Origin of the sequence: Pantoea sp. E2023-21 (genome assembly GCF_051302795.1) — a bacterium.
In the GTDB taxonomy this organism is placed as follows: domain Bacteria; phylum Pseudomonadota; class Gammaproteobacteria; order Enterobacterales; family Enterobacteriaceae; genus Pantoea; species Pantoea ludwigii_A.
Genome location: NZ_CP195344.1, coordinates 2,455,560 through 2,477,721, shown reverse-complemented (window position 1 = coordinate 2,477,721; position 22,162 = coordinate 2,455,560). Strand labels below are relative to the sequence as shown.

At 52.2% G+C, this 22,162-nt stretch carries 21 protein-coding genes; 7 read left to right on the top strand and 14 right to left on the bottom strand.

All coding sequences use genetic code 11. The annotated features are described in order from the left end of the window. Window positions 1-12: 12 nt before the first annotated feature. Window positions 13-285, bottom strand: coding sequence for an oxidative damage protection protein (locus tag ACRQ84_RS11530; RefSeq protein WP_007890330.1), 273 nt, complete (start codon window positions 283-285; stop codon window positions 13-15). Then, window positions 285-1,370 (bottom strand): A/G-specific adenine glycosylase, encoded by a 1,086-nt coding sequence (gene mutY, locus ACRQ84_RS11525; RefSeq protein ID WP_483816118.1) that lies wholly within the window; start codon window positions 1,368-1,370, stop codon window positions 285-287. Before mutY ends, ACRQ84_RS11530 begins: the two co-directional genes overlap by 1 nt. Window positions 1,371-1,524: 154 nt before the next feature. Here mutY and trmB point away from each other — a divergent pair, with 154 nt between their 5' ends. From trmB to ACRQ84_RS11505, 4 genes are all read left to right on the top strand, one after another. Continuing rightward, a complete protein-coding gene (gene trmB, locus ACRQ84_RS11520) occupies window positions 1,525-2,244 on the top strand; it encodes a tRNA (guanosine(46)-N7)-methyltransferase TrmB (protein WP_064738600.1) in 720 nt (239 codons plus the stop codon). After that, window positions 2,244-2,570, top strand: a complete 327-nt coding sequence (locus tag ACRQ84_RS11515) for a YggL family protein (RefSeq protein WP_483816117.1) — start codon at window positions 2,244-2,246, stop codon at window positions 2,568-2,570. Before trmB ends, ACRQ84_RS11515 begins: the two co-directional genes overlap by 1 nt. A 157-nt stretch (window positions 2,571-2,727) precedes the next feature. Continuing rightward, window positions 2,728-3,441, top strand: a complete 714-nt coding sequence (locus tag ACRQ84_RS11510) for a YggN family protein (RefSeq protein ID WP_483816116.1) — start codon at window positions 2,728-2,730, stop codon at window positions 3,439-3,441. Window positions 3,442-3,714: 273 nt separating this feature from the next. Continuing rightward, window positions 3,715-6,081, top strand: coding sequence for an Ig-like domain-containing protein (locus tag ACRQ84_RS11505; protein WP_483816115.1), 2,367 nt, complete (start codon window positions 3,715-3,717; stop codon window positions 6,079-6,081). A gap of 132 nt (window positions 6,082-6,213) precedes the next feature. Here ACRQ84_RS11505 and hemW read toward each other — a convergent pair whose 3' ends face one another. The 4 genes from hemW to ACRQ84_RS11485 are packed head-to-tail and all read right to left on the bottom strand — an operon-like array spanning window position 6,214 to window position 9,237. Further along, on the bottom strand, window positions 6,214-7,356 hold the full coding sequence (gene hemW / locus ACRQ84_RS11500) for a radical SAM family heme chaperone HemW (protein WP_483816114.1): 1,143 nt from the start codon (window positions 7,354-7,356) through the stop codon (window positions 6,214-6,216). Continuing rightward, entirely contained in the window at window positions 7,349-7,942 is a 594-nt protein-coding gene (locus ACRQ84_RS11495) for an XTP/dITP diphosphatase (protein WP_064738604.1), read from the bottom strand. Before ACRQ84_RS11495 ends, hemW begins: the two co-directional genes overlap by 8 nt. A gap of 20 nt (window positions 7,943-7,962) precedes the next feature. Then, window positions 7,963-8,517: a YggT family protein gene (locus ACRQ84_RS11490; protein ID WP_064738605.1), complete on the bottom strand. Its 555-nt coding sequence runs from the start codon at window positions 8,515-8,517 to the stop codon at window positions 7,963-7,965. Window positions 8,518-8,529: 12 nt separating this feature from the next. Then, window positions 8,530-9,237, bottom strand: a complete 708-nt coding sequence (locus tag ACRQ84_RS11485) for a YggS family pyridoxal phosphate-dependent enzyme (RefSeq protein WP_064738606.1) — start codon at window positions 9,235-9,237, stop codon at window positions 8,530-8,532. A 16-nt stretch (window positions 9,238-9,253) separates the two neighbouring features. On the opposite strand from ACRQ84_RS11485, the gene ACRQ84_RS11480 reads away from it, so the two are divergent. Next, on the top strand, window positions 9,254-10,246 hold the full coding sequence (locus tag ACRQ84_RS11480; RefSeq protein ID WP_483816113.1) for a type IV pilus twitching motility protein PilT: 993 nt from the start codon (window positions 9,254-9,256) through the stop codon (window positions 10,244-10,246). 134 nt (window positions 10,247-10,380) lie between these two features. Here ACRQ84_RS11480 and ruvX read toward each other — a convergent pair whose 3' ends face one another. From ruvX to metK, 8 genes are all read right to left on the bottom strand, one after another. Beyond that, entirely contained in the window at window positions 10,381-10,797 is a 417-nt protein-coding gene (ruvX, locus tag ACRQ84_RS11475; RefSeq protein WP_064738608.1) for a Holliday junction resolvase RuvX, read from the bottom strand. Further along, the gene (locus tag ACRQ84_RS11470) at window positions 10,797-11,360 is read right to left on the bottom strand and encodes a YqgE/AlgH family protein (protein WP_064738609.1); all 564 of its coding nucleotides are present in this window, start codon (window positions 11,358-11,360) and stop codon (window positions 10,797-10,799) included. Before ACRQ84_RS11470 ends, ruvX begins: the two co-directional genes overlap by 1 nt. Before the next feature lie 82 nt (window positions 11,361-11,442). Further along, on the bottom strand, window positions 11,443-12,387 hold the full coding sequence (gene gshB / locus ACRQ84_RS11465) for a glutathione synthase (RefSeq protein WP_064738610.1): 945 nt from the start codon (window positions 12,385-12,387) through the stop codon (window positions 11,443-11,445). Between the two features lie 77 nt (window positions 12,388-12,464). Continuing rightward, on the bottom strand, window positions 12,465-13,196 hold the full coding sequence (rsmE, locus tag ACRQ84_RS11460) for a 16S rRNA (uracil(1498)-N(3))-methyltransferase (protein ID WP_483816112.1): 732 nt from the start codon (window positions 13,194-13,196) through the stop codon (window positions 12,465-12,467). Between the two features lie 73 nt (window positions 13,197-13,269). Continuing rightward, window positions 13,270-13,977 (bottom strand): deoxyribonuclease I, encoded by a 708-nt coding sequence (gene endA / locus ACRQ84_RS11455; protein ID WP_483816111.1) that lies wholly within the window; start codon window positions 13,975-13,977, stop codon window positions 13,270-13,272. A gap of 75 nt (window positions 13,978-14,052) precedes the next feature. Further along, window positions 14,053-14,565 (bottom strand): SprT family zinc-dependent metalloprotease, encoded by a 513-nt coding sequence (locus ACRQ84_RS11450; protein WP_483816110.1) that lies wholly within the window; start codon window positions 14,563-14,565, stop codon window positions 14,053-14,055. Window positions 14,566-14,800: 235 nt separating this feature from the next. Continuing rightward, on the bottom strand, window positions 14,801-16,195 hold the full coding sequence (locus tag ACRQ84_RS11445) for a sugar porter family MFS transporter (protein ID WP_064738613.1): 1,395 nt from the start codon (window positions 16,193-16,195) through the stop codon (window positions 14,801-14,803). A gap of 636 nt (window positions 16,196-16,831) precedes the next feature. Continuing rightward, window positions 16,832-17,986 (bottom strand): methionine adenosyltransferase, encoded by a 1,155-nt coding sequence (gene metK / locus ACRQ84_RS11440; RefSeq protein WP_064738614.1) that lies wholly within the window; start codon window positions 17,984-17,986, stop codon window positions 16,832-16,834. A 793-nt stretch (window positions 17,987-18,779) separates the two neighbouring features. On the opposite strand from metK, the gene speA reads away from it, so the two are divergent. Together speA and ACRQ84_RS11430 are read left to right on the top strand one after the other, a co-directional pair. Next, window positions 18,780-20,759, top strand: a complete 1,980-nt coding sequence (speA, locus tag ACRQ84_RS11435; protein ID WP_064738615.1) for a biosynthetic arginine decarboxylase — start codon at window positions 18,780-18,782, stop codon at window positions 20,757-20,759. Between the two features lie 713 nt (window positions 20,760-21,472). After that, window positions 21,473-22,081 carry an EAL domain-containing protein gene (locus ACRQ84_RS11430; protein ID WP_483816109.1) on the top strand — a complete coding sequence of 203 codons (609 nt, stop codon included), beginning with the start codon at window positions 21,473-21,475 and terminating at the stop codon, window positions 22,079-22,081. Window positions 22,082-22,162: the final 81 nt, after the last annotated feature.

Here is a 22,162-nt window from a genome sequence, read left to right as displayed (position 1 = left end):
AGCCCTGAACGGTTATTTTTCTGGCGGGGTGTAACCTTCAATGTGCACATCTTTGCCTTCGAACAGGAAATTAATCATCTCCTTCTCCAGCACTTTGCGATCTTCCGGATTCATCATGCTCAATTTCTTTTCGTTGATCAGCATGGTTTGCTTGGACATCCACTGCTGCCAGGCTTCTTTAGAGATCTCGTTAAAGATGCGCTTACCCAACTCGCCAGGATAGAGCTGAAAGTCCTGGCCTTCAGCGTCGCGTTGCAGATAAGTACAAAAAATGGTGCGGCTCATTACTCTTCCTCTTCGGTCACTCTTGAATGCAGTTTTAGCTGCTGGGGATGGCGCAATTCATGCAGTAAGCGCTCAACCGGCGCCGCCAAACCCACTGACGGTGGTTGCGCTAAGTTATACCAGAGACCGCCCGCTTCATCCATCAGCGACCCAGCGGAAGGCCACGCTAGCCACATAGGCACAATGTCTAAGTGGAAATGGCTAAAGGTGTGACGGAAGGCCGTGAGCTGCTGCGGTTTGGTATGAATGCCGCGCTCGGTTAGCCAGTCAGTTAGCGCTTGCTCACTTGTAAACTGTGGGAAGCAGAATAACCCGCCCCACAGGCCAACCGGCGGACGCTGCGCTAACCACACGTCATCGCCATCCTGCATCATCAACATCCAGCCGCTACGTTCCGGCAAGATCTGCTTCGGTTTTTTGCCTGGATACTCGGCCCAGCTGCTGTTGGCATAGGCGACGCAGCCGCTGCTAAGAGGGCAAATTTCGCATTTAGGACGTGAGCGAGTACATACTAACGCGCCAAGGTCCATCATCGCCTGATTGAACTGGCTGACGCCCTTTGCGGGCGTGACCTCTTCGCTGATCTGCCACAGCCGTTTCTCCACGTCCTTTTTGCCCGGCCAACCGCCGACCGCGTAGCAGCGCGCCAACACGCGTTTTACGTTGCCGTCCAGAATCGGGAAATGCAGACCCAACGACAGCGATAACACCGCGCCCGCAGTGGAGCGACCAATGCCCGGCAGCGCCGCGACATCGTCAAAGTTACGCGGGAACTCGCCGCCGTGCTTTTCCACCACCTGTTTCGCCGCTTTGTGCAAGTTGCGCGCACGCGCGTAATAGCCAAGGCCGGTCCATAGATGCAGCACTTCATCCAGCGGTGCAGCCGCCAGATCGGCCACCGTGGGGAAGCGCGCCATAAAACGTTCAAAATAGGGAATGACGGTAGCAACTTGGGTTTGCTGCAGCATCACTTCAGAGAGCCATACCTTGTACGGCGTTTTCTCCTGCTGCCACGGCAGGGTTTTGCGACCGAAGCGCTGATACCAATCCAGCACTTGTTGCGCGAACGTCGGCGCTTGCATCATAAGAAGGAAATTTTCCGTGTTTACTCTACAATCAGGCAGGAATTCCAGCACAGAGACCTCTGGGTGTAAACCGGAACATTGCAAAGGCTTGCTTCTGCTTTCTAACTTTGCATAATGCCCGTTTCCCAGAACAGGCTAACCAGCAGGCTTCAACATGATTAATGACGTCATCACCCCAGAATTTGATGAGAACGGGCGGCCATTACGCCGTATCCGCAGTTTTGTGCGCCGTCAGGGGCGCTTAACGAAAGGACAGCAGCTCGCGCTTGATAATTTATGGCCGGAGATGGGCGTGGAGTTCCAGCAGGAGCCGCTGGATCTGGTGACGCTGTTTGGCCGCGAAGCGCCGGTGGTGCTGGAGATCGGTTTCGGTATGGGCGCCTCGCTGGTGACCATGGCGCAGAATAATCCGCATCAAAACTTCCTCGGCCTGGAAGTGCATGCGCCGGGCGTGGGCGCTTGCCTGGCTTCTGCCAAAGAAGCGGGCGTTGAGAACCTGCGCGTGATGTGTCACGACGCGGTGGAAGTGCTGCAGAAGATGATTCCGGATAACTCGCTGCGCATGGTGCAGCTGTTCTTCCCGGATCCGTGGCACAAAGCGCGCCATAACAAACGCCGCATCGTGCAGGTGCCGTTTGCTGAGCTGGTGATGCGCAAGTTGAAGCTGGGCGGCGTATTCCATATGGCGACCGATTGGGAAGCCTACGCCGAACACATGTTAGACGTGATGAGCAGCATCGACGGATATAAAAATCAGTCGGAAAGTAACAATTACGTGCCGCGTCCCGAAACGCGTCCGTTAACTAAGTTTGAGCAGCGCGGGCAGCGACTGGGCCATGGCGTATGGGATCTGATGTTTGAGAGGGTGAAATAATGGCCGTACAGCGTAGCCGTCGTTTGCGTAAAAAACTGCATATTGATGAGTTTCAGGAATTAGGTTTTTCCGTCGCCTGGCGTTTTGCCGAAGGCACTACTGAGCAGCAAATCGACGCCACCGTTGATCAGTTCATTAATGAAGTGATCGCGCCGAACGGTCTGGCGTATGACGGCAGCGGTTATCTGGTGTGGGAAGGTCTGGTTTGCCTGCAGGAAACCGGCAAATGCACCGATGAGCACCGCGAGCTGGTGCGCAAATGGCTGGAAGCCCACAACCTGTCTGATGTGCAGGTAACTGAACTCTTCGACGTTTGGTGGGACTAAAGATCGTATCGGGCTAGCTTACTTGCCCTTTTTGCACCGGGCAGTGCTCGCATTCCTCACGTACTCATGTACGCTCCGGATGCTGTGCGCTGGCCGGCACAAAAATGGCTGCGACGCTCAACGCCCGACCTTCAAGCCTGTAAAAAAGGGAGATTTCATGGTTCGTAAGGCACTTATCGCCGCGCTGCTGCTGGCGGCAACTCAGGCTCAGGCTGCATATGAATGCAGCGTTAAGCCACAGGATGATGTGATCGTTAAACCGCAGAGCGTGCAGGTGGTGGGAACCAACGGCAACCTCGAAATCACTCCGCAGGGCGATGTGCAGTTCAATGGCCAAAAGGTCAACGTGGATAACGCTGATCGCCAGAAAGCCATTGATTATCAAACGGCGCTGCGCCGCGATTTGCCGTGGATCGATAGCGGGGCGACTTCGCGTCTGGAGCGCAGCCGTGTGGCGCTGGATAAAGTGATTGTTGAAAAGCTCGGCGCGAACAGCAACGTGCGCAATCGCCTGACTAAGCTGGATGGTCAACTTAAAGAGCAGATGAACCGTATTATTGAGCATCGTCCAGATGGGCTGACGTTCCACCATCAGGCTATCGACCAGGTTCGTGCTGACGGCGAGAAACTGGTGCAAAGCACGCTTGGCGGCATCATGCAGGATAGCCTGAACGAAATGGGCAGCAGCCAGGCGGCGAACGGCAGCAATCCGCTACAGGCGATCATGGGCAACCTTGGTGGCTTACAGCAATCGGTGCAGGCGGAATGGAATAAACAGGAACAAGATTTCCAGAATTTTGGTCACGAGGTGTGTAATCGCGTGACGGTGTTAGAAAAACAACGCTCAGAATTGATAAAAGGGATTCAATAAAATTATCAATCTTTACAGATTATATAAGATAATTTCGCGTTGATAAACCTAGAAGATTATCTTTTTTTTATTTTATGGTAAATGACAAGATAAGCTGGTTTTATTTGATGTCTTGTTGTATTTACTTAAAACGTGAAATGTCTTGAAATCGCCTTAGTGACAAATTATTTAACTTGAAAGCGTCTTTTTTAGATTAAGACGCTTCTTGTTAATGGGTCATTTGAGCGGTGAGAATATAACACCTCGTTTAATATATTTCACATCGAGGTGGTTATGAGTATTAATTTTGATTTCTCTGATGATTTTATCGTTGTTAATCCACATGTCGCTAATCAAGATAAACAAGATAAAGAAAGTTCTAAAGCAGCCATTAATCCGGACTGGTTATATTCAGACGATATTATCGTCCACGCATTACCCGGCTGGTATAACGATCCACAAAAGAGCTGGTATGTCGAAGTCACTTCACCCGATACAAAGCAGATCATAGTTACCCTGAATGGCAATCAGGTAATAACCCTGCCCGTGCGTAACGGTGCGATTGAATGGACACCAGTACGCCCGCTCAGTGATGGTGAATATAGCCTGAGTTTTACCCCGGTAGATTTCGCGGGAAATATCGGAACGCCTGTTACCGTGGCTTATAATGTTGATACCATTCCACCAGCACAACCTGCAATTATTGCTATTGAAGATGACGTTGCTGGCGGTGTGCAAAATGGTGAAAGCATTAAGCGCAATGGATACACCAACGATCCAAATCCTGTCGTCCGTGGCAATGCGGAAGCAAACAGCATTGTGTACATCTATAATAAAAACAATAAAACGCCGCTGGCCTCAGTAAAAGCTAATGCTCGCGGTGAATGGGAAGTGGAAGTTAATTTACCCAAAGACGGAAATTATGAACTCAGTGCCGTTGCGGTAGACCGTGCTGATAACCGCAGCCCATCCTCACAGAAATGGAACTTCGAATTAGACACGCTGAATCCTGATAACGCAGTAATAAAATATTATCAGGATGACGTGGGTCTTAATCGTGGGCAGTTTGATTTTACTAAGGCAACCGACGATCGCCGACCAGAATTACACGGTAGTGGTGAGCCCGGTGAATATGTGCGCGTGCAGTATGCTGGCAAGAATGGAAGCTGGATTACAACCGCGACGGTGAATGTCGACAGTAATGGTAACTGGCAATGGACGCCGCCAGTTGATCTGGCCGATGGTAGCTGGAATTTCCGGGTTCGCAGTATCGATCACGCAGGTAACGTCAGTAAATGGAGCGGTACCACGACGCTGGTTGTTGATGGTTCCACCACGCAGCCTACCATCGTTCAGGCCTGGGATGACGTGGGCAAGCAGCAAGGCAATATTGCATCGGGTCAAACAACGGACGATACACGCTTAGACTTCAGAGGCAAAGCCGAAGCTTACAGCAGCGTCACGCTTTATCAGGATGGGGTGCCTGCCGGCATAGCACAGGCAAATGGCGCGGGTGACTGGGTGATTACGCCTAATCGTGATATGAGAGAAGGCTATAATAATTTCACGGTTGAGGCAGTTGATACCGCAGGAAATAAAAGCATTCCTTCACAGAACTACTCGGTGAATTACAAATCTGTGCCGAAGTATGAAAGAAACAGTGAAGACTGGGAGCTCAGAAGTAATGATAACTGGGCAACCGGGCAAACATATCAATACGGCAAGCTCAAAGTCACCGAGTTAAAGCATGGCGATGCAATTAATACCTTTCACACGGGCATCATGTCGAATATAAAAACCCATACCGATTATTACCATGGTCGGGCGGTGACGATGCTGGATAACTCAATTGTTAAATATGATTTTGGTGAAACAGACTTTGTCGCGTTTAATTATGCTAACCTGCATAATAGCAATGCAAAAGTGAAAGTTTACTCACCGGACGGTACGTTACTTGCTATCCAGGCGCTGGCACAAAGTGGCACTATTAATTACGAATCGCAGAGTTATCAATTTAACTATAAGGCGAGTGCAGAAAAGCCGATAGGGTATATTGAGGTACATTCAGCGGCCGATCCCGATACCTACTGTTACTATTGGTTCTATGGTTGGGTAAAAACCTACAATGATGTTGGCTGGACTATTGATACCATGACCTGGGGCAGCGGAGAAGGCACCGGGGTTAAAAGTATCGCGTCGAATGAAGCCGCGCCAATTTATGCGCCAGCCGCCGGTGAATTGCATATTATTGATGTAGCTAGCTGGTTAATTACTACTCAGCCAATCGATGCGATTCAAACCGGAAAACTTGTTTTTGACGGTGCAGAACAGCACATTGATTTTTCAGATATCGTTGAACGTATTGAAGGTTTGCAACAGGTGGATATTACCGGACAAGGCAATAATACCCTCAAGCTGGATTTGACCGCACTGCTCACCGAAGGCGGCAACGGGTTATTTATTAACGATGGCACGCAACAGCTGATGATTGATGGCGATAGGGGCGACCGCGTTATTATTGATCAGGCGGAGTGGCGCGAGGGTTGGTCAATTTCGCAGAATAACGTACAGGTCGGTGGTGAAAGCTGGAAGCTGATAACCAATAGCAAAGAAAATTACACGCTGTTGGTCAATCAGGAAATTGAGCTTGCTTACGGCTAAGGTAATTTAATCGTTATGCACGACGATTAAACCAAACGTAGCTATGTTAACTCGGTGCGCATTATTGCGCACCTTACAACATTAGAAGTGCTCCGCTGCAAGATCGCCATGCACAGCGATCCCATTACAGATTTACTCATCATCGCTCAGGAACAGCTCCAACAGCGAATTCAGGAACAACTTCCCTTTTTCGGTAATCTGCCAGTTCTCGCTGGTTTCCACCACGTATCCCGCACTTATCGCCGCATCAATTTGCGGACGAATCACTTGCTCATTCATGCCGGTGTAGCGACGGAAATCTGCGCGCGGTGCCGCTTCCAGCAGGCGGAAACGGTTCATAAAGAACTCGAACGGTTTATCGTTCTCGGCTACGTCGTGCTGCTTATCGAGGTAATTACCCTTCATAAAGCCGCGCGGATGGCGCGTTTTCACCGTACGCACGATGCGACCATCCGGCTGCGTCAGCTTGCCGTGTGCGCCGCAACCAATGCCAAGATAATCACCGAAGCGCCAATAGTTGAGATTGTGCTCGCAGCGATAACCCGGTTTAGCATACGCCGAGGTTTCATACTGCTGATAGCCTGCGGCGCTCAGCAGTTGATGACCTTGCTCAAAGATATCCCACAGCGCATCGTCATCCGGCAGCGTCGGCGGGCGCGAACCAAACAAGGTATTCGGCTCAATCGTCAGCTGATACCACGACAGATGCGGCGGATTGAGCGCAATTGCCTGGCGCAAATCATCCAGCGCTTCTTCCAGCGACTGATCCGGCAAACCGTGCATCAGATCGAGGTTAAAACTGCGCAGGCCTAAACCTTCCGCCAGCTGCGCTGCACGTACCGCTTCTTGCGGCCCGTGAATGCGGCCAAGACGTTCAAGTTTTTGCGGGCTAAAGCTCTGCACGCCAATCGAAATACGGTTAATACCGGCTTTCTGGTAGCCACTAAAGCGATCGGCTTCAACGGTGCCCGGATTGGCTTCCATGGTGATTTCTGCATCGGCAGCCAGCGGCAATCGCGCACGCACGCCATCCATCAACATCTGCATCGCATTACTGCTCAGCAGGCTTGGCGTACCGCCGCCGATAAAGATAGTGCGCACTTCGCGCCCACCTGTCAGCGGTAAATCCTGTTCGAGATCGTTGAGCAGGTGCTGCACATACTCAATGTGCGGCACCTCGCCTTTTAACGCGTGAGAGTTGAAATCACAGTACGGACATTTCTGCACACACCATGGAATGTGGATGTACAGGCTTAACGGAGGTAACTCAGGCATTGCGCATCGCTTCCAGCAGCAGCGTCAATGCTTTACCACGGTGAGAGACGGCGCGCTTTTCGTCTTTACTCAGCTCTGCCGCCGTTTTACCTAATTCAGGTAGATAGAAGATGGGATCGTAACCAAAGCCGCCTGCGCCCGCTGCCGCGCGGGTGATTTCCCCGGCCCAGCTACCGTGGAACACCAGCGGCGTGGGATCGGCGGCGTGACGCAGATAAACCAGCACGCAGTGGAACTGCGCCTGACGTTCGCCATCCGGCACGTTTTCCAGCGCCACCAGCAGCTTATCCAGATTTTGCCGATCGCTGGCGTCAACGCCTGCATAGCGCGCGGAGTAAATGCCCGGCGCGCCGCCCAGCGCGTCTACCGCCAGGCCGGAATCGTCGGCAATCGCCGGTAAACCGGTAATCTCCGCCGCATGACGCGCTTTCAGGATGGCGTTTTCGATGAAGGTCAGGCCGGTTTCTTCCGCCGACTCAACGCCGAGGTCGGTTTGCGCCACGATATCCAGTCCGAAGGCCGCTAACAGATCGGCCAGTTCACGAACTTTGCCCGGATTACCGGTCGCGAGAACAACTTTTTGCATAACAGTTCCAGATTAACGAATTACAGCAAATACCAGAGACCTGGGAACAGGTCCATGCCGAGGAAATTCAGTGCGTACAGCACCAGAATCACAATCATGGCAGAGAAATCGATACCGCCCATCGCAGGCAGAATACGACGAATTGGCGACATCAGCGGTTCAGTCAACTGCAGCAAAACCTGATCCACCGGACCGCGGCCCTGGCTGATCCAGCTCATCAGCGAGCGAATGATGATCACCCAGAACACCAGATAACCGGCGGATTTCACTAGCGACAGCAAGCCAACCAAGAGGTTGGTGGGATCAACCGAGAACACGCCGACCTGAATCAGCAACAGGATCGGATATTTCAGCGTGGTCAGCACAAAGGCCAGCAGCAGCGACGCGGTATCAATCGGGCCAATCGCAGGAATCACGCGGCGCAGCGGCTTGATAATCGGTTGAGTGATCTTCACGACAAACTGCGCCAGCGGGTTGTAGAAGTCACAGCGCGACCACTGCATCCAGATGCGCAGCAGCAGCACCATCACGTACAAATCGATCAGCGTTTTGACTAAAAACGTCAGTGTTAACATGAGGTTCCTCAATTATTGTTGTGAAGGTCGCGCATAATCCCGCGCGCCAAAAACGGCGGTGCCAATACGCACCATGGTGCTGCCCGCGGCGATTGCCGCGTCCATATCGTCGCTCATTCCCAGAGAAAGCGTATCGACGTCAGGATAGTCCTGCTTTAAGGCCTGAAACGCGGCAGCCATCTGCTGACACACTGCCAGTTGCCGCGCGTATTCCGACTCGGGCGCCGGAATGGCCATCAGCCCACGCAGACGTAGCTGCGGCAACGCCGCTATCTGCTGAGCCAGCTCCGGCAACGCCTCCAGCATGATGCCAGATTTGCTGTTTTCGTCACTGATATTTACCTGAATTAACACGTTGAGCGGCGGCAATGACGCTGGGCGCTGATCGTTCAGGCGCTGCGCAATGCGCTGCCGGTCAACGGTGTGGCACCAGGCGAAGTTTTCCGCCACCAGGCGGCTTTTATTGGATTGCAGCGGGCCGATAAAGTGCCATTGCAAATCAGGATGTGCGGCCAGTTCCGCCACTTTTTCAACCCCTTCCTGTACGTAATTTTCACCGAACGCCTGTTGTCCAGCGGCAATGGCTTCTGCGACCGCGCTCGCAGGTTTGGTTTTGCTCACTGCAAGCAGGGTAATTTCTTCTGGCGCGCGGCCGCAACGTGCGGCGGCAGCGGCGATACGCTCACGCACTTGCTGTAAGTTGTGCTCAATGGAAGTCATAGTCAGGAGAAGTTAAATGGAGTTGGATGAAATTGTGGCCCTTAGTGTAAAGCATAACGCCGCCGATCTGCACCTTTGCAGCGGACATTTACCGCACTGGCGTCGGCAAGGCGTGCTGGAGCCGATTCCGCAGCAAAGCGCGCTGGATGGCGGCTGGCTCGAAGACTTTATGCAGCAGTGGCTCACAGCGCCGCAGCAGGCCGAGCTGGAGGAGAATGGACACGTTGATTTTGCCATCACGCTTGCCTGCGGCGAACGACTGCGCGCCAACCTGTTTATGCAGCGACATGGGTTATCGCTGGCGCTGCGGCTGATTGCCAGCAGGGCACCCGATCTCATTAGCCTGCATTTGCCCGAAGTGATGAGCCAACTTTTACAGCTGGAAGAGGGGCTGATTTTAATTACTGGTGCCACCGGTAGCGGCAAATCCACCACGCTGGCGGCCATGGTGGATTGCCTGAATCGCCAGCAGGCGCGGCATATTCTGACGCTTGAAGATCCGATTGAGTTTGTGCATCGCAGCCAACGCTCGTTGATTCAACAGCGCGAAGTCGGTGCGCACTGCGCCTCGTTTCAGCACGGGCTGAAAGCTGCGCTGCGGGAAGATCCTGATGTGATTCTGCTTGGTGAACTGCGCGACAGTGAAACTATTCGCCTGGCGCTCACTGCAGCGGAAACCGGTCATCTGGTGCTGGCTACGCTCCATACGCGTGGCGCAACGCAGGCGGTTGATCGGCTGGTGGATGTGTTTCCCGCCGAGGAGAAAAACCTGGTGCGCACCCAATTAGCGGGCAGCCTGAAAGCGGTGTTGGCGCAACGTTTAGTTCCGGCAAAAGCGGGCGGGCGCATTGGCTTGTTTGAAGTGCTGGTGGCGACACCCGCGGTGGCGAACCTGATCCGCGAGGGCAAAATGCATCAGTTGCCAGGCGTATTGCAAACCGGCGCGCAGGCTGGCATGCAAACGTTCGCGCAGAGCGAGCAGGGACGTCAGATGGCGGGATTGATTTGATGGGATTGAGTACAAATCGTAGCGGCGCAATTTATTGCGCAATGCATGGATGGTCATGGTGCCGCCATTTATACGCGCGATAAATCGCGCCGCTATGGTATGTGACAGATCTGGATGAGATAACGGGTAAGGGTTTAATGCGTCTCAAACCAATCTTCGAGGATAATTACCGCCGATTGTGAATCGACCTGGCCTTTCTGCAACGCACGAAAGCCGCCGCGTTCAAACAGGTCGGCACGCGCTTCTACGGTGCTCAGGCGCTCATCCTGCAACTCAACGCGCACGCCAAAACGGCCATGCAGGCGATTGGCAAACTTACGCGCGCGTGCAGTCAGCTCCTGTTCGGTACCATCCATATTCAGCGGCAAACCTACCACCACATAATCGGGCTGCCACTCTTTCAGCAGCTTTTCAATCAGATTCCAGTTTGGCGTGCCATCCTGCGCTTTTAGCGCCGTTAACGCGCGGGCGGTGCCCGTCAGTTGCTGACCAATGGCGACGCCGATGCTTTTGGTGCCGAAATCGAAGCCCAGTAAGGTTTCATTGGCCATCAAGCATGTCCTGCATCGGTGGCGATATTATGAATATCGACACCCAAACCGCGTGCTGCCTCGCGCCAACGCTCTGCAATTGGCGTCTGGAACAGAATATTGGTATTAGCGGGTGAGGTGAGCCAGGCATTCTCCAGCAGCTCATCTTCAAGCTGTCCTTTCTCCCAGGCGCAATAACCCAGCGCGACCAGCACGTTATCTGGTTGAGAGGCGGTGCCGATCGCTTCCAGCACATCGCGCGAGGTAGTGATCACCGTGGTGTCTGAAATACGAATGCTTGAGGAGTAAATGTGCTGCGCCGAGTGCAGGATGAAACCACGATCTTCCGCCAGCGGACCTCCGGCAAACACCGGCTTGTCCAGTTTGATGGCAGGATCGCGTTCGGATGCGCTAATTTTAAGCTTTTTAAGAATGCCTTCGACCGTCAGGTTTTCCATTGGCTTATTTACAATCAAACCCATAGCGCCATCTTCATTGTGCTCGCAGATATACACCACGGAGCGTTTGAATAGCGGGTCCTGCAGCGATGGCATCGCAATTAAAAAATGATGCTGTAAATTCATTATCACTCGTATACCAAAAATAACCGGCGCTGCCGCGGCAGCGCCGGTTTTGGGTGTTCACGGAGTGGAAACTCCGACGGCATCAGCCCAGGCGTTTCTCAATGGCATCCATCAGCATGCCAGTGACCGATATCGGGAACGCGGCCTCGATTTCACGCACGCAGGTTGGGCTGGTCACGTTAACTTCAGTCAGTTTATCACCGATGATATCCAGACCGACAAAAATCAGTCCTTTGGCTTTCAGCGTTGGGCCTACGCGACGCGCAATTTCCCAGTCGCTGTCGCTCAGCGGACGGGCTTCACCACGGCCACCAGCAGCCAGATTACCGCGCGTTTCGCCACCTTGTGGAATACGTGCCAGGCAGTAAGGCACAGGTTCGCCATCCACCACTAATACGCGTTTGTCGCCGTCTTTAATCGCGGGCAGATAGTTCTGCGCCATACAGAAGTTCTGGCCGTGATTGGTCAGGGTTTCGGTGATCACGCCAAAGTTTGGATCGTCCTGCTTCACGCGGAAAATGGATGCGCCGCCCATGCCGTCCAGCGGCTTAAGGATCACATCGCCATGTTCCTGCCAGAAGGCGCGCAGCTGCTCTTTGCTGCGCGTGACCAGCGTATCTGGCGTCAGGTCGGCAAACCATGCGGTATACAGCTTCTCGTTGCAGTCGCGCAGGCTCTGCGGTTTGTTAACGATCAGCGTGCCTTGCTCTTCCGCGCGTTCCAGCAGGTAAGTGGCATAGATAAATTCGGTGTCGAACGGGGGATCTTTACGCATCAGCACCACGTTAAGATCGGCCAGCGGGATAACCTGCTCGCTGCCAAACGTGTACCAGTTATCGTAATTCTGCTCAACGCTCAGCAGACGGGTGCGCGCATAGCTCACGCCACCGCGCAAGGAGAGATCGCTCATCTCCATGTAATGAATTTCGTAACCACGGCGCTGTGCTTCCAGCAACATGGCGAAGCTGGTGTCTTTTTTAATGTTGATGGACGAAATGGGGTCCATAACGATGCCAAGCTTAATCATTATTCTCTCCTAAATGGGGAAGCAACTACCCCGAAAGCATTATGCTGTGAAGTTACGTTCGAACCCGAAAGTATCGCTTAACCGAGGTCACCAAACCTCACCTGAAGTGCCGTAATGGCAGTGAGAGCGGTGGTTTCAGTGCGCAACACGCGTGGTCCAAGCAAAATATCGGTAAAACCCTGTTGCGCCGTCATGGCAATTTCATCGGCGGATAAGCCGCCTTCCGGCCCAATCAGCAAACGCAGGCGTTCTAACGGTTGCGGCAGCGTGTTGATGCTATGGCTGGCACGCGGATGCAAATTAAGCTTCAAACCATCTTCGGCTTCCGCACACCAGGCTTGTAACGTCATCGGCTCGCGAATTTCCGGCACACGATTACGGCCGCACTGTTCACAGGCGGCAATCGCGATTTTCTGCCATTGCTGAATCTTTTTCGCCAGTCGCTCGGCATCCAGCTTTACGCCGCAGCGTTCAGAAAACAAGGGCGTAATGACATTCACGCCAAGTTCGATCGATTTCTGGATAGTGAATTCCATTTTTTCACCGCGCGACATCACCTGGCCAAGGTGCAAATGCAGCGGGGATTCACGATCATCCTGCTGACTGGCAAGGATCCTTACTTTTACACGCTTTTTATCGGCCTGGGTGATTTCAGCGCTAAAAGTCAGATTACTGCCATCAAACAGCTCAATTTGCTGACCGGCCGTCATGCGCAGCACGCGCCCGACATGGTTAGCGGCGTCTTCATCGAGAAAGACTTCACTGTTTACTTCGAGAGATTCGGGATGATAAATGCGAGGTATACGCATGCGGTTCCTGCCAGCGTTATGCCGTGTCAGTGGACACGGCGCAATCGAAAAAAGCTAGTGTAGGGTAGCGCTTTTAGCGCTGGCAAGCCTGCTGTACGTAGGAATTATGATTTCCCTGCACGTTGGCGATGCGATTATCGCGTTCACACTCCCACGTTGTCACCGGATATTGCTTATCCCACGCGGTAAAAAGTTGAGTTTGCTGGCGCGACAGGCGCAGATGATATTGGTCACGCATATAGAAGTACGTGCGGGCAATGGCACCGCGCGCGCGTTCCGGCGGTTGCGCCCGTTTCTGCTTAAAATCGACCTTCATGCTGCACTGACCGTATTGCTGTTCGCCGCCATTCCACTGACTGTACTGGAAGTTATTGCGGTCACCGTTCACTTCACCTATCGCGGGCTGCAGGTTATGCAGGTCGCTTTCAATACGGCGATAATCAGCATCTTTACTGCAGTTTTTGCGTCCGCCGTTTTGCCAGCACTGGCGCTGGTGACCGAATTCCCACGCCGGCATCACATGTTCCCACTCGATACGTTCTGCGCGGTTGGCATTTTTACGTACGCTGTAGCCGCAGCTGCTCAAATCCGGCACGCCTTTTTTGCCGTGCCAGCTGATTTTACAACCGCAGTAGAAGTCTGCTGGCGCATCGGCGTTGATTTGCGCGGCATAGACTTTGGCCTGACTGAAGTTGTTTTGATGATAGTTAGTGAAACTGAGGCTATAAGCACTAAGCGGAGCAACTAATAAGGTAAGTAACAGCAGCGTTTTGCGAGACATATTCCAAAAATTAACCTGGTCCTGAAAAAGGGCGGCAGGGTAACAGAATGGCGAGAGGCGGGATATCAGATTAGGCTATGTTGCTGAGAATTCGCCGGGTTGCAGTAAGGTTTTGCAGTGTACGCAACGATACTCGCTTTCGCCGCGCAGCACGCGGTTATGGCGGCGCACGGTGAGCTGATGCTGCTGACAGCGGCAGCGATAGGGGAAGGTGTTGCTGCGCACCGAGTCGATTTCAAACTGGTGCGTGCGACGTGCCGGCACGCCAAGTACGCTCTCCATCATCCATTTCCACTCTTTGCCGTGCGGTGGCACGCGACCAAAGGTTTTCCACACCAGCAGATGCGCCAGCTCGTGCGGGACGACTTCATCAACGAACGCCTGCTGATTCTCCAGCAGTAGCACCGGGTTGATGCGGATTTCCCACTTTTCCAGCCATGCGGTTCCTGCAGCGGTGCCACGCTGTTGGTAAACCAGATTGGGCTCATCAAAGCGCCGCTCCAGCTTCTCATTGGCCTGCTGGAGAAAGTGGCGCAGTGAGCGCATAACGGCTTGTTGTAGGGCGATAGGAAGGCGTGGTGTTTTCATGGAGGGAAGCATAAAAGGTTGCAGCCGTTGAATCAACTGAGTGCGTAGGGTCGCCATTTATGGCGGCCTGGTGCCTGGTTAAATGTGAAGCGGTCGCCATTAATGGCGACCCTACGATAACTCAGCGCCATAAACGTGGGGCGCCATTGATGGTGACCCTACGGTTATATGGCGCGATGCGCAGCCGAAATAAAAAGGGCTGCCAGTTGGCAGCCCTTGCATTCGCTTATCGGGATTACTTCTGACCGATATCGCGCAGTTTTTTGCCTGACATCAGGTTGCGTTCGATGTGTTCCAGCGAGACGTTTTTGGTCTCCGGAATCAGCGCCAGCGTCAGCAGAATGAAGAATACGTTCAGACCCGCGTAAACCCAGAAAGTTGGCGCGTTGCCCAGCGTGTTCAGCATGGTCAGGAAGGTGGCACCCACGATCATGTTCGCAATCCAGTTGGTTGCAGTAGACACGGTAATACCAAAGTCGCGGCCTTTCAGCGGCTGGATTTCTGAACACAGCACCCAAATCAGTGGACCGGCAGACATCGCAAAACCAACGATGAACATCAGCAGCATCGCCACCGCGAAGTATTGTGCTTCAGGCGAATGGATGCCGATGTGCAGCATGGTACCCAGCACGCCCATGCCGACTGCCATCACCAGGAAGCCCAGCAGCAGCGTAGGTTTACGGCCCCAGCGATCCACCAAACCGATAGCAATAAAGGTCGCCAGTACGTTCACCAGACCGACAATCACCGTGCCCCACATTTGCTGCGTGGTGTTGGCAAAGCCAGCGATCTCGAAGATCTTCGGTGCGTAATACATGATGACGTTCATACCGGTGAACTGCTGCATTACCTGCAACAGCACGCCGAGGAACACCGCGCGGCGGAAGTGACTGTTGCTCTGGAACAGCTGCCAGCCTGACTGCTTAATCTTCAGGCTTTCACGGATTTCATCCAGTTCGCGTTTTGCTTGTTCGCTGGTATCACGCAGACGCGATAACACCCGTTCAGCACTGCGGAAATCCCCTTTGGCTGCCAGCCAGCGCGGGCTGTTTGGCAGGAAGAACACGCCGATCAGCAGCAGCACCGCTGGAATGGTGATGATACCGAGCATCCAACGCCATGCGCCAGCATCGGCGAAGGCGGTATCAGAGAGATAAGCGGCCAGAATACCGATGGTGATCATCAGCTGGTACAGCGAAATCATACTGCCGCGAATTTTCTCTGGAGCGATCTCAGAGAGATAGAGCGGAGCGGTATAAGACGCGACACCCACGGCCAGACCGAGCACCACACGCGCGGCGATCAGCATGTCCGGGCTGGTTGCGCCCGCAGACCACAATGAACCGATAACGAACAGAATCGCACCCGCCATCAGGCTCTTTTTACGGCCAAGACGCGATGACATCCAGCCGCTGCCGACCGCACCGACCGCAGCACCAAACATCATTGAGCTGACGATCCACTCTTGCTGATGCGCGGTGACGTTAAAGTCTTTCGCGATGAAAGGCAGAGCGCCAGCGATAACGCCGATATCCAGTCCAAACAGTAAGCCGGCCAGCGCCGCTAAAAAGCAGACAAACAAGGTCATGACCTTATTTGAAGTTCTGCTCTTGTGATTATTACCAGGCATGAAGCCTCCAAAGTTTATCCATCGTTGTTGTTATCAATGTTATGAAACCTGTCGGCGGAAAAAAGTGAGTAAGATCACATCAGTGTAATCGGTTACACACGCTGAAACCCTGCAATCCAGCATTTTCCGCCCGAAATAGTTACGTAACCAGTAAGGTATAGCACCCTTTAAGTTTCTGACATCGCACTAAATACCGGCTATCAGACGACGCTGAAAATAACGCATTTTCAGAGTAATAACTACGCTGAAAAATCTCTAAATTGCCGATTGATAAAGGATTTCAAAATGTAATCGTTATCACCAAGATGTAAGCGAGGCGAAAGAAGTGTAGACGCGAGTTGAAAAAGAACAATGTGCCTTAAATCGGGGGCTTGGTGAGGCATGAGGCGTGGTGGTCGCCATAAATGGCGTAATGCCGATCGGTTAAGCGCCGTATCTAATTACCGCACATTCCGTAGCGGCGCGATTTATCGCGCAATGAATTGCGCCGCTACGAAATGTGCGCTCGGTAATAAGGGTTTTCATCTCTCAAATGACGAGCATTACGCCATTCATGGCGACCAGCTACACATTCTTGCGCTATGGGCAAAAAAAAGCCCGCCAATGGCGGGCTCGATATCGATAGCGCTTCTGGGCTTATTTCAAACCAGCCGCTTCACGCAGCTGTGCAGCTTTATCAGTCTGCTCCCATGGGAAGTGCTCACGACCAAAGTGACCGTATGCTGCGGTCTCTTTATAGATCGGTTTCAGCAGATCCATCATCTGAATCAGACCGTAAGGACGCAGGTCGAAGAACTCGCGTACCAGCAACGTTAGCTGCTCGGTGGAGACTTTCTCAGTACCAAAAGTTTCAACCATGATAGACGTTGGCTCAGCCACACCGATGGCGTAAGAAACCTGGATTTCGCAACGGTCAGCCAGGCCAGCGGCTACGATGTTTTTTGCCACATAACGCGCAGCGTAAGCGGCAGAACGGTCAACTTTAGACGGGTCTTTACCAGAGAATGCGCCGCCACCGTGACGTGCCATGCCGCCGTAGGTATCAACGATGATTTTACGACCGGTCAGGCCGCAGTCGCCCATTGGGCCACCGATAACAAAACGACCAGTTGGGTTGATGTGATATTTGGTGCTGGCGTTGATCCACTCAGTTGGCAGAACCGGCTTGATGATCTCTTCCATTACGGCTTCACGCAGATCCGCCTGTGAGATCTCTTCAGAATGCTGCGTTGACAGCACAACCGCATCAATACCGACAATTTTGCCATCATCGTACTGGAAGGTGATCTGGCTTTTCGCATCCGGACGCAGCCACGGCAGTGAACCGCTTTTACGCACTTCAGCCTGACGCTGCACCAGACGGTGCGCGTAGGTGACTGGCGCGGGCATCAGCACATCGGTTTCGTTGCTGGCGTAGCCGAACATCAGGCCCTGATCGCCCGCGCCTTGCTCCAGCGGATCGGTACGGTCAACGCCCTGGTTGATGTCTGGAGATTGCTTACCAATCGCGCTCAGAACTGCGCAAGAGTTGGCATCAAAGCCCATATCGGAATGGACATAGCCGATTTCACGTACGGTATTACGGGTGATCTCTTCGATATCAACCCATGCGCTGGTGGTGATTTCACCGCCAACCAGCACCATACCGGTCTTCACGTAAGTTTCGCAGGCCACACGTGCTTTGGGATCCTGTTCAAGGATTGCGTCCAGCACGGCATCGGAAATTTGGTCAGCGATTTTATCAGGATGTCCTTCTGATACGGACTCAGATGTAAAAAGGTGTTTAGCCATTCTGTTCTTTACCTTAAAAATGGTTTGAATACGACTGCATAGCGCAAGCGGGACCAGGCCGACTCGACGCCACTTCAGGCAAAGCCGCAAGCAGTAGGAGGCGAGAGCTTTTTCTCACACCGCCTGGATGTTAATCAGTTTAGATGGAAAACCATCTGGACGGCTATTCTAGGTTACTCAGTGAGCACTTTTCCAGTGCTTTTTCCGATCCCGCATTTTCCGCAACATTGTAAGTGGAATAATTTCCTGACACCGCGCGCAGTTAGCTGACAAAGATTTTGCAATTTACCCCGGGTGGCTGTATAAAACGCCGCTGCTGTCGACCACAGCGAAAAAGGATGACGCCGCCGTGCGTCGCGCCGTCAGATGCCCTTTAATCTGACCTTCACCCAAGCCGTTTCTCGCATGCTTTAAGCAGGCGATGGAGGTGATTAAAGTAATGAACCACTCTTTATCTCTTTTTGGTTCACTGCGCTGTTTTGGCGCGCTGGCACTCCTTTCCCACTCCAGGTCCGTTCTTTTCTCCTGTCGAAGTTCTGTTCGTTGCGGTAATCAGCCCGACACGAGCGCCGGTTAACATTTCTCTGCACCTATTACTGCATTCCGCTGTCTATAAATCGTGGAAGTCTTAGGCTATTCGCCCCGACTTCGGCGCGGTGTTTTACACTTACAGTCAGCATTGCACGTTGCAACCTTACAGAGGCAGCAAGCAGGATGAGGCAATTTTTACCTGGCGTCACAATGACAAAACTCGGTAACAAATTCATATTTCAACGGAAAATTGAGGTTCGCGATGTCTGACGACATGAAGAATATCAAGGGTTCGTCAGCTGGCGAACAAGGTGTACTCCGCTCCATGCAGGAGGTGGCAATGAACGATCAGGAAGCAAGCAGAATGCTGCGTACCTACAATATTGCCTGGTGGGGTAATAACTATTACGACGTCAACGAGCTGGGGCACATCAGCGTGTGTCCCGATCCGGATCAGCCGGACGTGCGCGTTGACCTGGCGAAACTGGTGAAAGAGCGCGAAGCCGACGGTCAGCGTCTGCCTGCGCTGTTCTGCTTCCCGCAGATTCTCCAGCATCGTCTGCGCTCGATTAACGCCGCTTTCAAACGCGCGCGTGAATCTTACGGCTATAAAGGTGACTACTTCCTGGTTTACCCGATCAAGGTTAACCAGCATAAGCGCGTAATTGAGTCACTGGTCAACTCTGGCGAACCGTTGGGCTTAGAAGCCGGTTCGAAAGCTGAGCTGATGGCGGTACTGGCACACGCCGGTAAAACCCGTTCAGTCATCGTCTGTAACGGCTACAAAGATCGTGAATACATTCGTCTGGCGCTGATCGGTGAAAAGCTCGGTCATAAAGTGTATCTGGTGATCGAGAAGATGACCGAGGTGCGTCTGGTGCTGGAAGAAGCGGAGCGTCTGAACGTGATTCCGCGTCTGGGTATCCGTGCGCGTCTGGCGTCGCAGGGCTCAGGCAAGTGGCAATCGAGCGGCGGCGAGAAGTCCAAATTCGGCCTGGCGGCATCGCAGGTGTTGCAGCTGGTTGACATCATGCGCAAAGCGGGCCGTCTTGATAGCCTGCAACTGCTGCACTTCCATCTCGGTTCGCAGATGTCCAACATCCGCGATATCGCTACCGGCGTGCGTGAGTCAGCGCGTTTCTACGTTGAGCTGGCAAAGCTGGGCGTTAACATCAAATGTTTCGATGTCGGCGGCGGTTTAGGTGTGGATTATGAAGGCACGCGCTCGCAGTCCGATTGCTCGGTCAACTACGGTCTGAACGAATACGCCAATAACGTGATTTGGGCGATTGGCGACGCCTGTGAAGAGAATGGCCTGGAACATCCAACGGTGATCACCGAATCGGGTCGTGCGGTTACTGCGCACCACACCGTGTTGGTGTCCAACATCATTGGTGTTGAACGCAACGAGTTCAGCACGCCGGTCGCGCCGGATGTAGATTCACCGCGTCCCATTCAGAGCCTGTGGGATACGTGGCAGGAGATGCACGAACCTGACGTGCGTCGTTCGCTGCGCGAATGGCTGCACGATAGCCAAATGGATCTGTTCGATATCCACACCGGCTATTCGTCTGGGACTTACGATCTTGGTCAGCGCGCCTGGGCCGAGCAGCTTTACCTCAGCATCTGCCACTATATTCAGCAGCACCTCGATCCCAGCAACCGCGCACATCGCCCGATCATTGATGAACTGCAGGAACGTATGGCGGATAAGATTTACGTCAACTTCTCGCTGTTCCAGTCGATGCCGGATGCGTGGGGCATCGATCAGCTGTTCCCGGTGTTGCCGCTGGAAGGGCTGAATAAAATGCCGAAGCGTCGCGCGGTATTGCTCGACATCACCTGTGACTCCGATGGCACCATCGATCACTATGTCGATGGCGATGGCATTGCCACCACCATGCCGATGCCGGAATACGATATCGACAATCCTCCCATGCTCGGCTTCTTCATGGTGGGTGCGTATCAGGAAATCCTCGGCAACATGCACAACCTGTTCGGTGATACTGAAGCGGTAGATGTATTTGCGTTCCCGGATGGCAGCGTGGAAGTGCAACTGTCGGATGAGGGCGATACCGTGGCGGATATGCTGGAGTACGTACAGCTTAATCCCAACGATCTGATGACGCTGTTCCGCGATCAGGTGACCCAGCAGACCGACATTGCGGAAGATCTGCGTGCGCAGTTCCTCGCAGAATTCGAGAGCGGCCTGTACGGTTATACCTATTTAGAAGATGAGTAATTAAGCTCGCTCAAACCGAGTCCGTAAGGGCTCGGTTTTCTCTTTTCCTGCTATTTTCGCGCCCAACGCTAAGGTTTTACTTTTATTTGTGAAGACGATCACTCTTAGCTTATTTGTAACCTTCCACTAAACCCCCTGATTTAAATCCTCTGCGCTATCTCATTCTTTTTTCTTAGAAAGCGAATCGGCAGCAAGACTTATTTTCTTAATACCCTCACATAACGTAATGGATTATCAGCGATTTAGCAGCCTTTCTGTTATGTATTTCCTGCAATGTATAATAAAAATTTAAACATTAAGGTTTGAATAATCACTATAGAAAACTTTATTTATTGGCGTCATTTGGAATCATAGATTCCAAATGAATTATTGAGTAATTTGAGTTAGGGATAAAAAGCAATCAATAGCGATTAAAATTTTATTGTTATATTTCATTTGGTTCGATGTTTCTTAATCTGTCAAGGCTGGTACTAAGTTAAATTTAGCTAAGAATTTTCCGTGTTTTTTATGAAGTTTAAAGAAATTTACTTACGTTATCGATTGGTTTAAACGATTGAAGTTGCCAATACTCCTTACTGAAATCTATTTTTCAAATTGTAAGTTGTACGTTAACCTCCAGTTAAGATATTAAGTTTTATCAATGATTACCTTACTTCTTACATGAGAAATCCTGACAGTTTAACGCTATCAGGCAGTTGCAGTAAGGAGGCGAAATGAGCAATCAACCGAAGACGAGCTTCTTGTTGGAGCCGGTTTATGATTTATCCGGCCAGGTGATTGCCAGGGAGTTATTAACGCGTCTTGCAGTTGATGCGGATATCAATAATAAGCATAACCCTAATAGGGATGTAGGGTTCTTCAGTCAGCTTTCTGCTGACGTTAAATGGCAGTTATTCCTCCACCAGATCGAAAAACTTATTCAGCTATACCAGAAAGGGTTCGACCAGATTGTCAGTATCAATGTTGATAGAGATATCGTAACCAGCATTTTTAAAGATGCTGAAATACAAGAAAAATTGTCTCGGCTGACGCTGTTGCGTCTGGAAATATCAGCATTCTTCTCTGCGCGATTTAACAGCGCCGATCTGTTGATTTTAAAAGGTGTCGCGAAAGTGACGCCCGCCCCTTTATGGCTCGATGACTTTGGACCGGGTTATTCCAACCTGACCATGCTCGATAGCGGAATATTTGAAATCGTCAAGATAGACAAAGATTTTTTTGGAAATTTGGCGACGGTCGCACCTTTGACATTCTGCTCGACCATCTCAACGAATTATGCAACGGCGTTATCGTTGAGGGTGTTGAAAATCAACAACAGGTAGATCTGCTGTCACGTAAAGCAATTTATGGCATGCAGGGCTATTTTTGGCAGAGTGCCTATCTTGATGATTTTATAGCGTAAT

Excerpts from the sequence above, each read along its gene's own strand:
- ACRQ84_RS11450 (WP_483816110.1), bottom strand. The coding sequence starts at position 14,565 with ATGAAAACACCACGCCTTCCTATCGCCCTACAACAAGCCGTTATGCGC.
- ACRQ84_RS11515 (WP_483816117.1), top strand. The coding sequence starts at position 2,244 with ATGGCCGTACAGCGTAGCCGTCGTTTGCGTAAAAAACTGCATATTGAT.
- ACRQ84_RS11485 (WP_064738606.1), bottom strand. The coding sequence starts at position 9,237 with ATGACTTCCATTGAGCACAACTTACAGCAAGTGCGTGAGCGTATCGCC.
- hemW (WP_483816114.1), bottom strand. The coding sequence starts at position 7,356 with ATGCCTGAGTTACCTCCGTTAAGCCTGTACATCCACATTCCATGGTGT.
- ACRQ84_RS11430 (WP_483816109.1), top strand. The coding sequence starts at position 21,473 with ATGAGCAATCAACCGAAGACGAGCTTCTTGTTGGAGCCGGTTTATGAT.
- ruvX (WP_064738608.1), bottom strand. The coding sequence starts at position 10,797 with ATGGCCAATGAAACCTTACTGGGCTTCGATTTCGGCACCAAAAGCATC.
- ACRQ84_RS11470 (WP_064738609.1), bottom strand. The coding sequence starts at position 11,360 with ATGAATTTACAGCATCATTTTTTAATTGCGATGCCATCGCTGCAGGAC.
- endA (WP_483816111.1), bottom strand. The coding sequence starts at position 13,977 with ATGTCTCGCAAAACGCTGCTGTTACTTACCTTATTAGTTGCTCCGCTT.
- ACRQ84_RS11505 (WP_483816115.1), top strand. The coding sequence starts at position 3,715 with ATGAGTATTAATTTTGATTTCTCTGATGATTTTATCGTTGTTAATCCA.
- ACRQ84_RS11530 (WP_007890330.1), bottom strand. The coding sequence starts at position 285 with ATGAGCCGCACCATTTTTTGTACTTATCTGCAACGCGACGCTGAAGGC.
- ACRQ84_RS11490 (WP_064738605.1), bottom strand. The coding sequence starts at position 8,517 with ATGTTAACACTGACGTTTTTAGTCAAAACGCTGATCGATTTGTACGTG.
- gshB (WP_064738610.1), bottom strand. The coding sequence starts at position 12,387 with ATGATTAAGCTTGGCATCGTTATGGACCCCATTTCGTCCATCAACATT.
- speA (WP_064738615.1), top strand. The coding sequence starts at position 18,780 with ATGTCTGACGACATGAAGAATATCAAGGGTTCGTCAGCTGGCGAACAA.
- metK (WP_064738614.1), bottom strand. The coding sequence starts at position 17,986 with ATGGCTAAACACCTTTTTACATCTGAGTCCGTATCAGAAGGACATCCT.
- rsmE (WP_483816112.1), bottom strand. The coding sequence starts at position 13,196 with ATGCGTATACCTCGCATTTATCATCCCGAATCTCTCGAAGTAAACAGT.
- ACRQ84_RS11510 (WP_483816116.1), top strand. The coding sequence starts at position 2,728 with ATGGTTCGTAAGGCACTTATCGCCGCGCTGCTGCTGGCGGCAACTCAG.
- ACRQ84_RS11480 (WP_483816113.1), top strand. The coding sequence starts at position 9,254 with ATGGAGTTGGATGAAATTGTGGCCCTTAGTGTAAAGCATAACGCCGCC.
- trmB (WP_064738600.1), top strand. The coding sequence starts at position 1,525 with ATGATTAATGACGTCATCACCCCAGAATTTGATGAGAACGGGCGGCCA.
- mutY (WP_483816118.1), bottom strand. The coding sequence starts at position 1,370 with ATGATGCAAGCGCCGACGTTCGCGCAACAAGTGCTGGATTGGTATCAG.
- ACRQ84_RS11495 (WP_064738604.1), bottom strand. The coding sequence starts at position 7,942 with ATGCAAAAAGTTGTTCTCGCGACCGGTAATCCGGGCAAAGTTCGTGAA.
- ACRQ84_RS11445 (WP_064738613.1), bottom strand. The coding sequence starts at position 16,195 with ATGCCTGGTAATAATCACAAGAGCAGAACTTCAAATAAGGTCATGACC.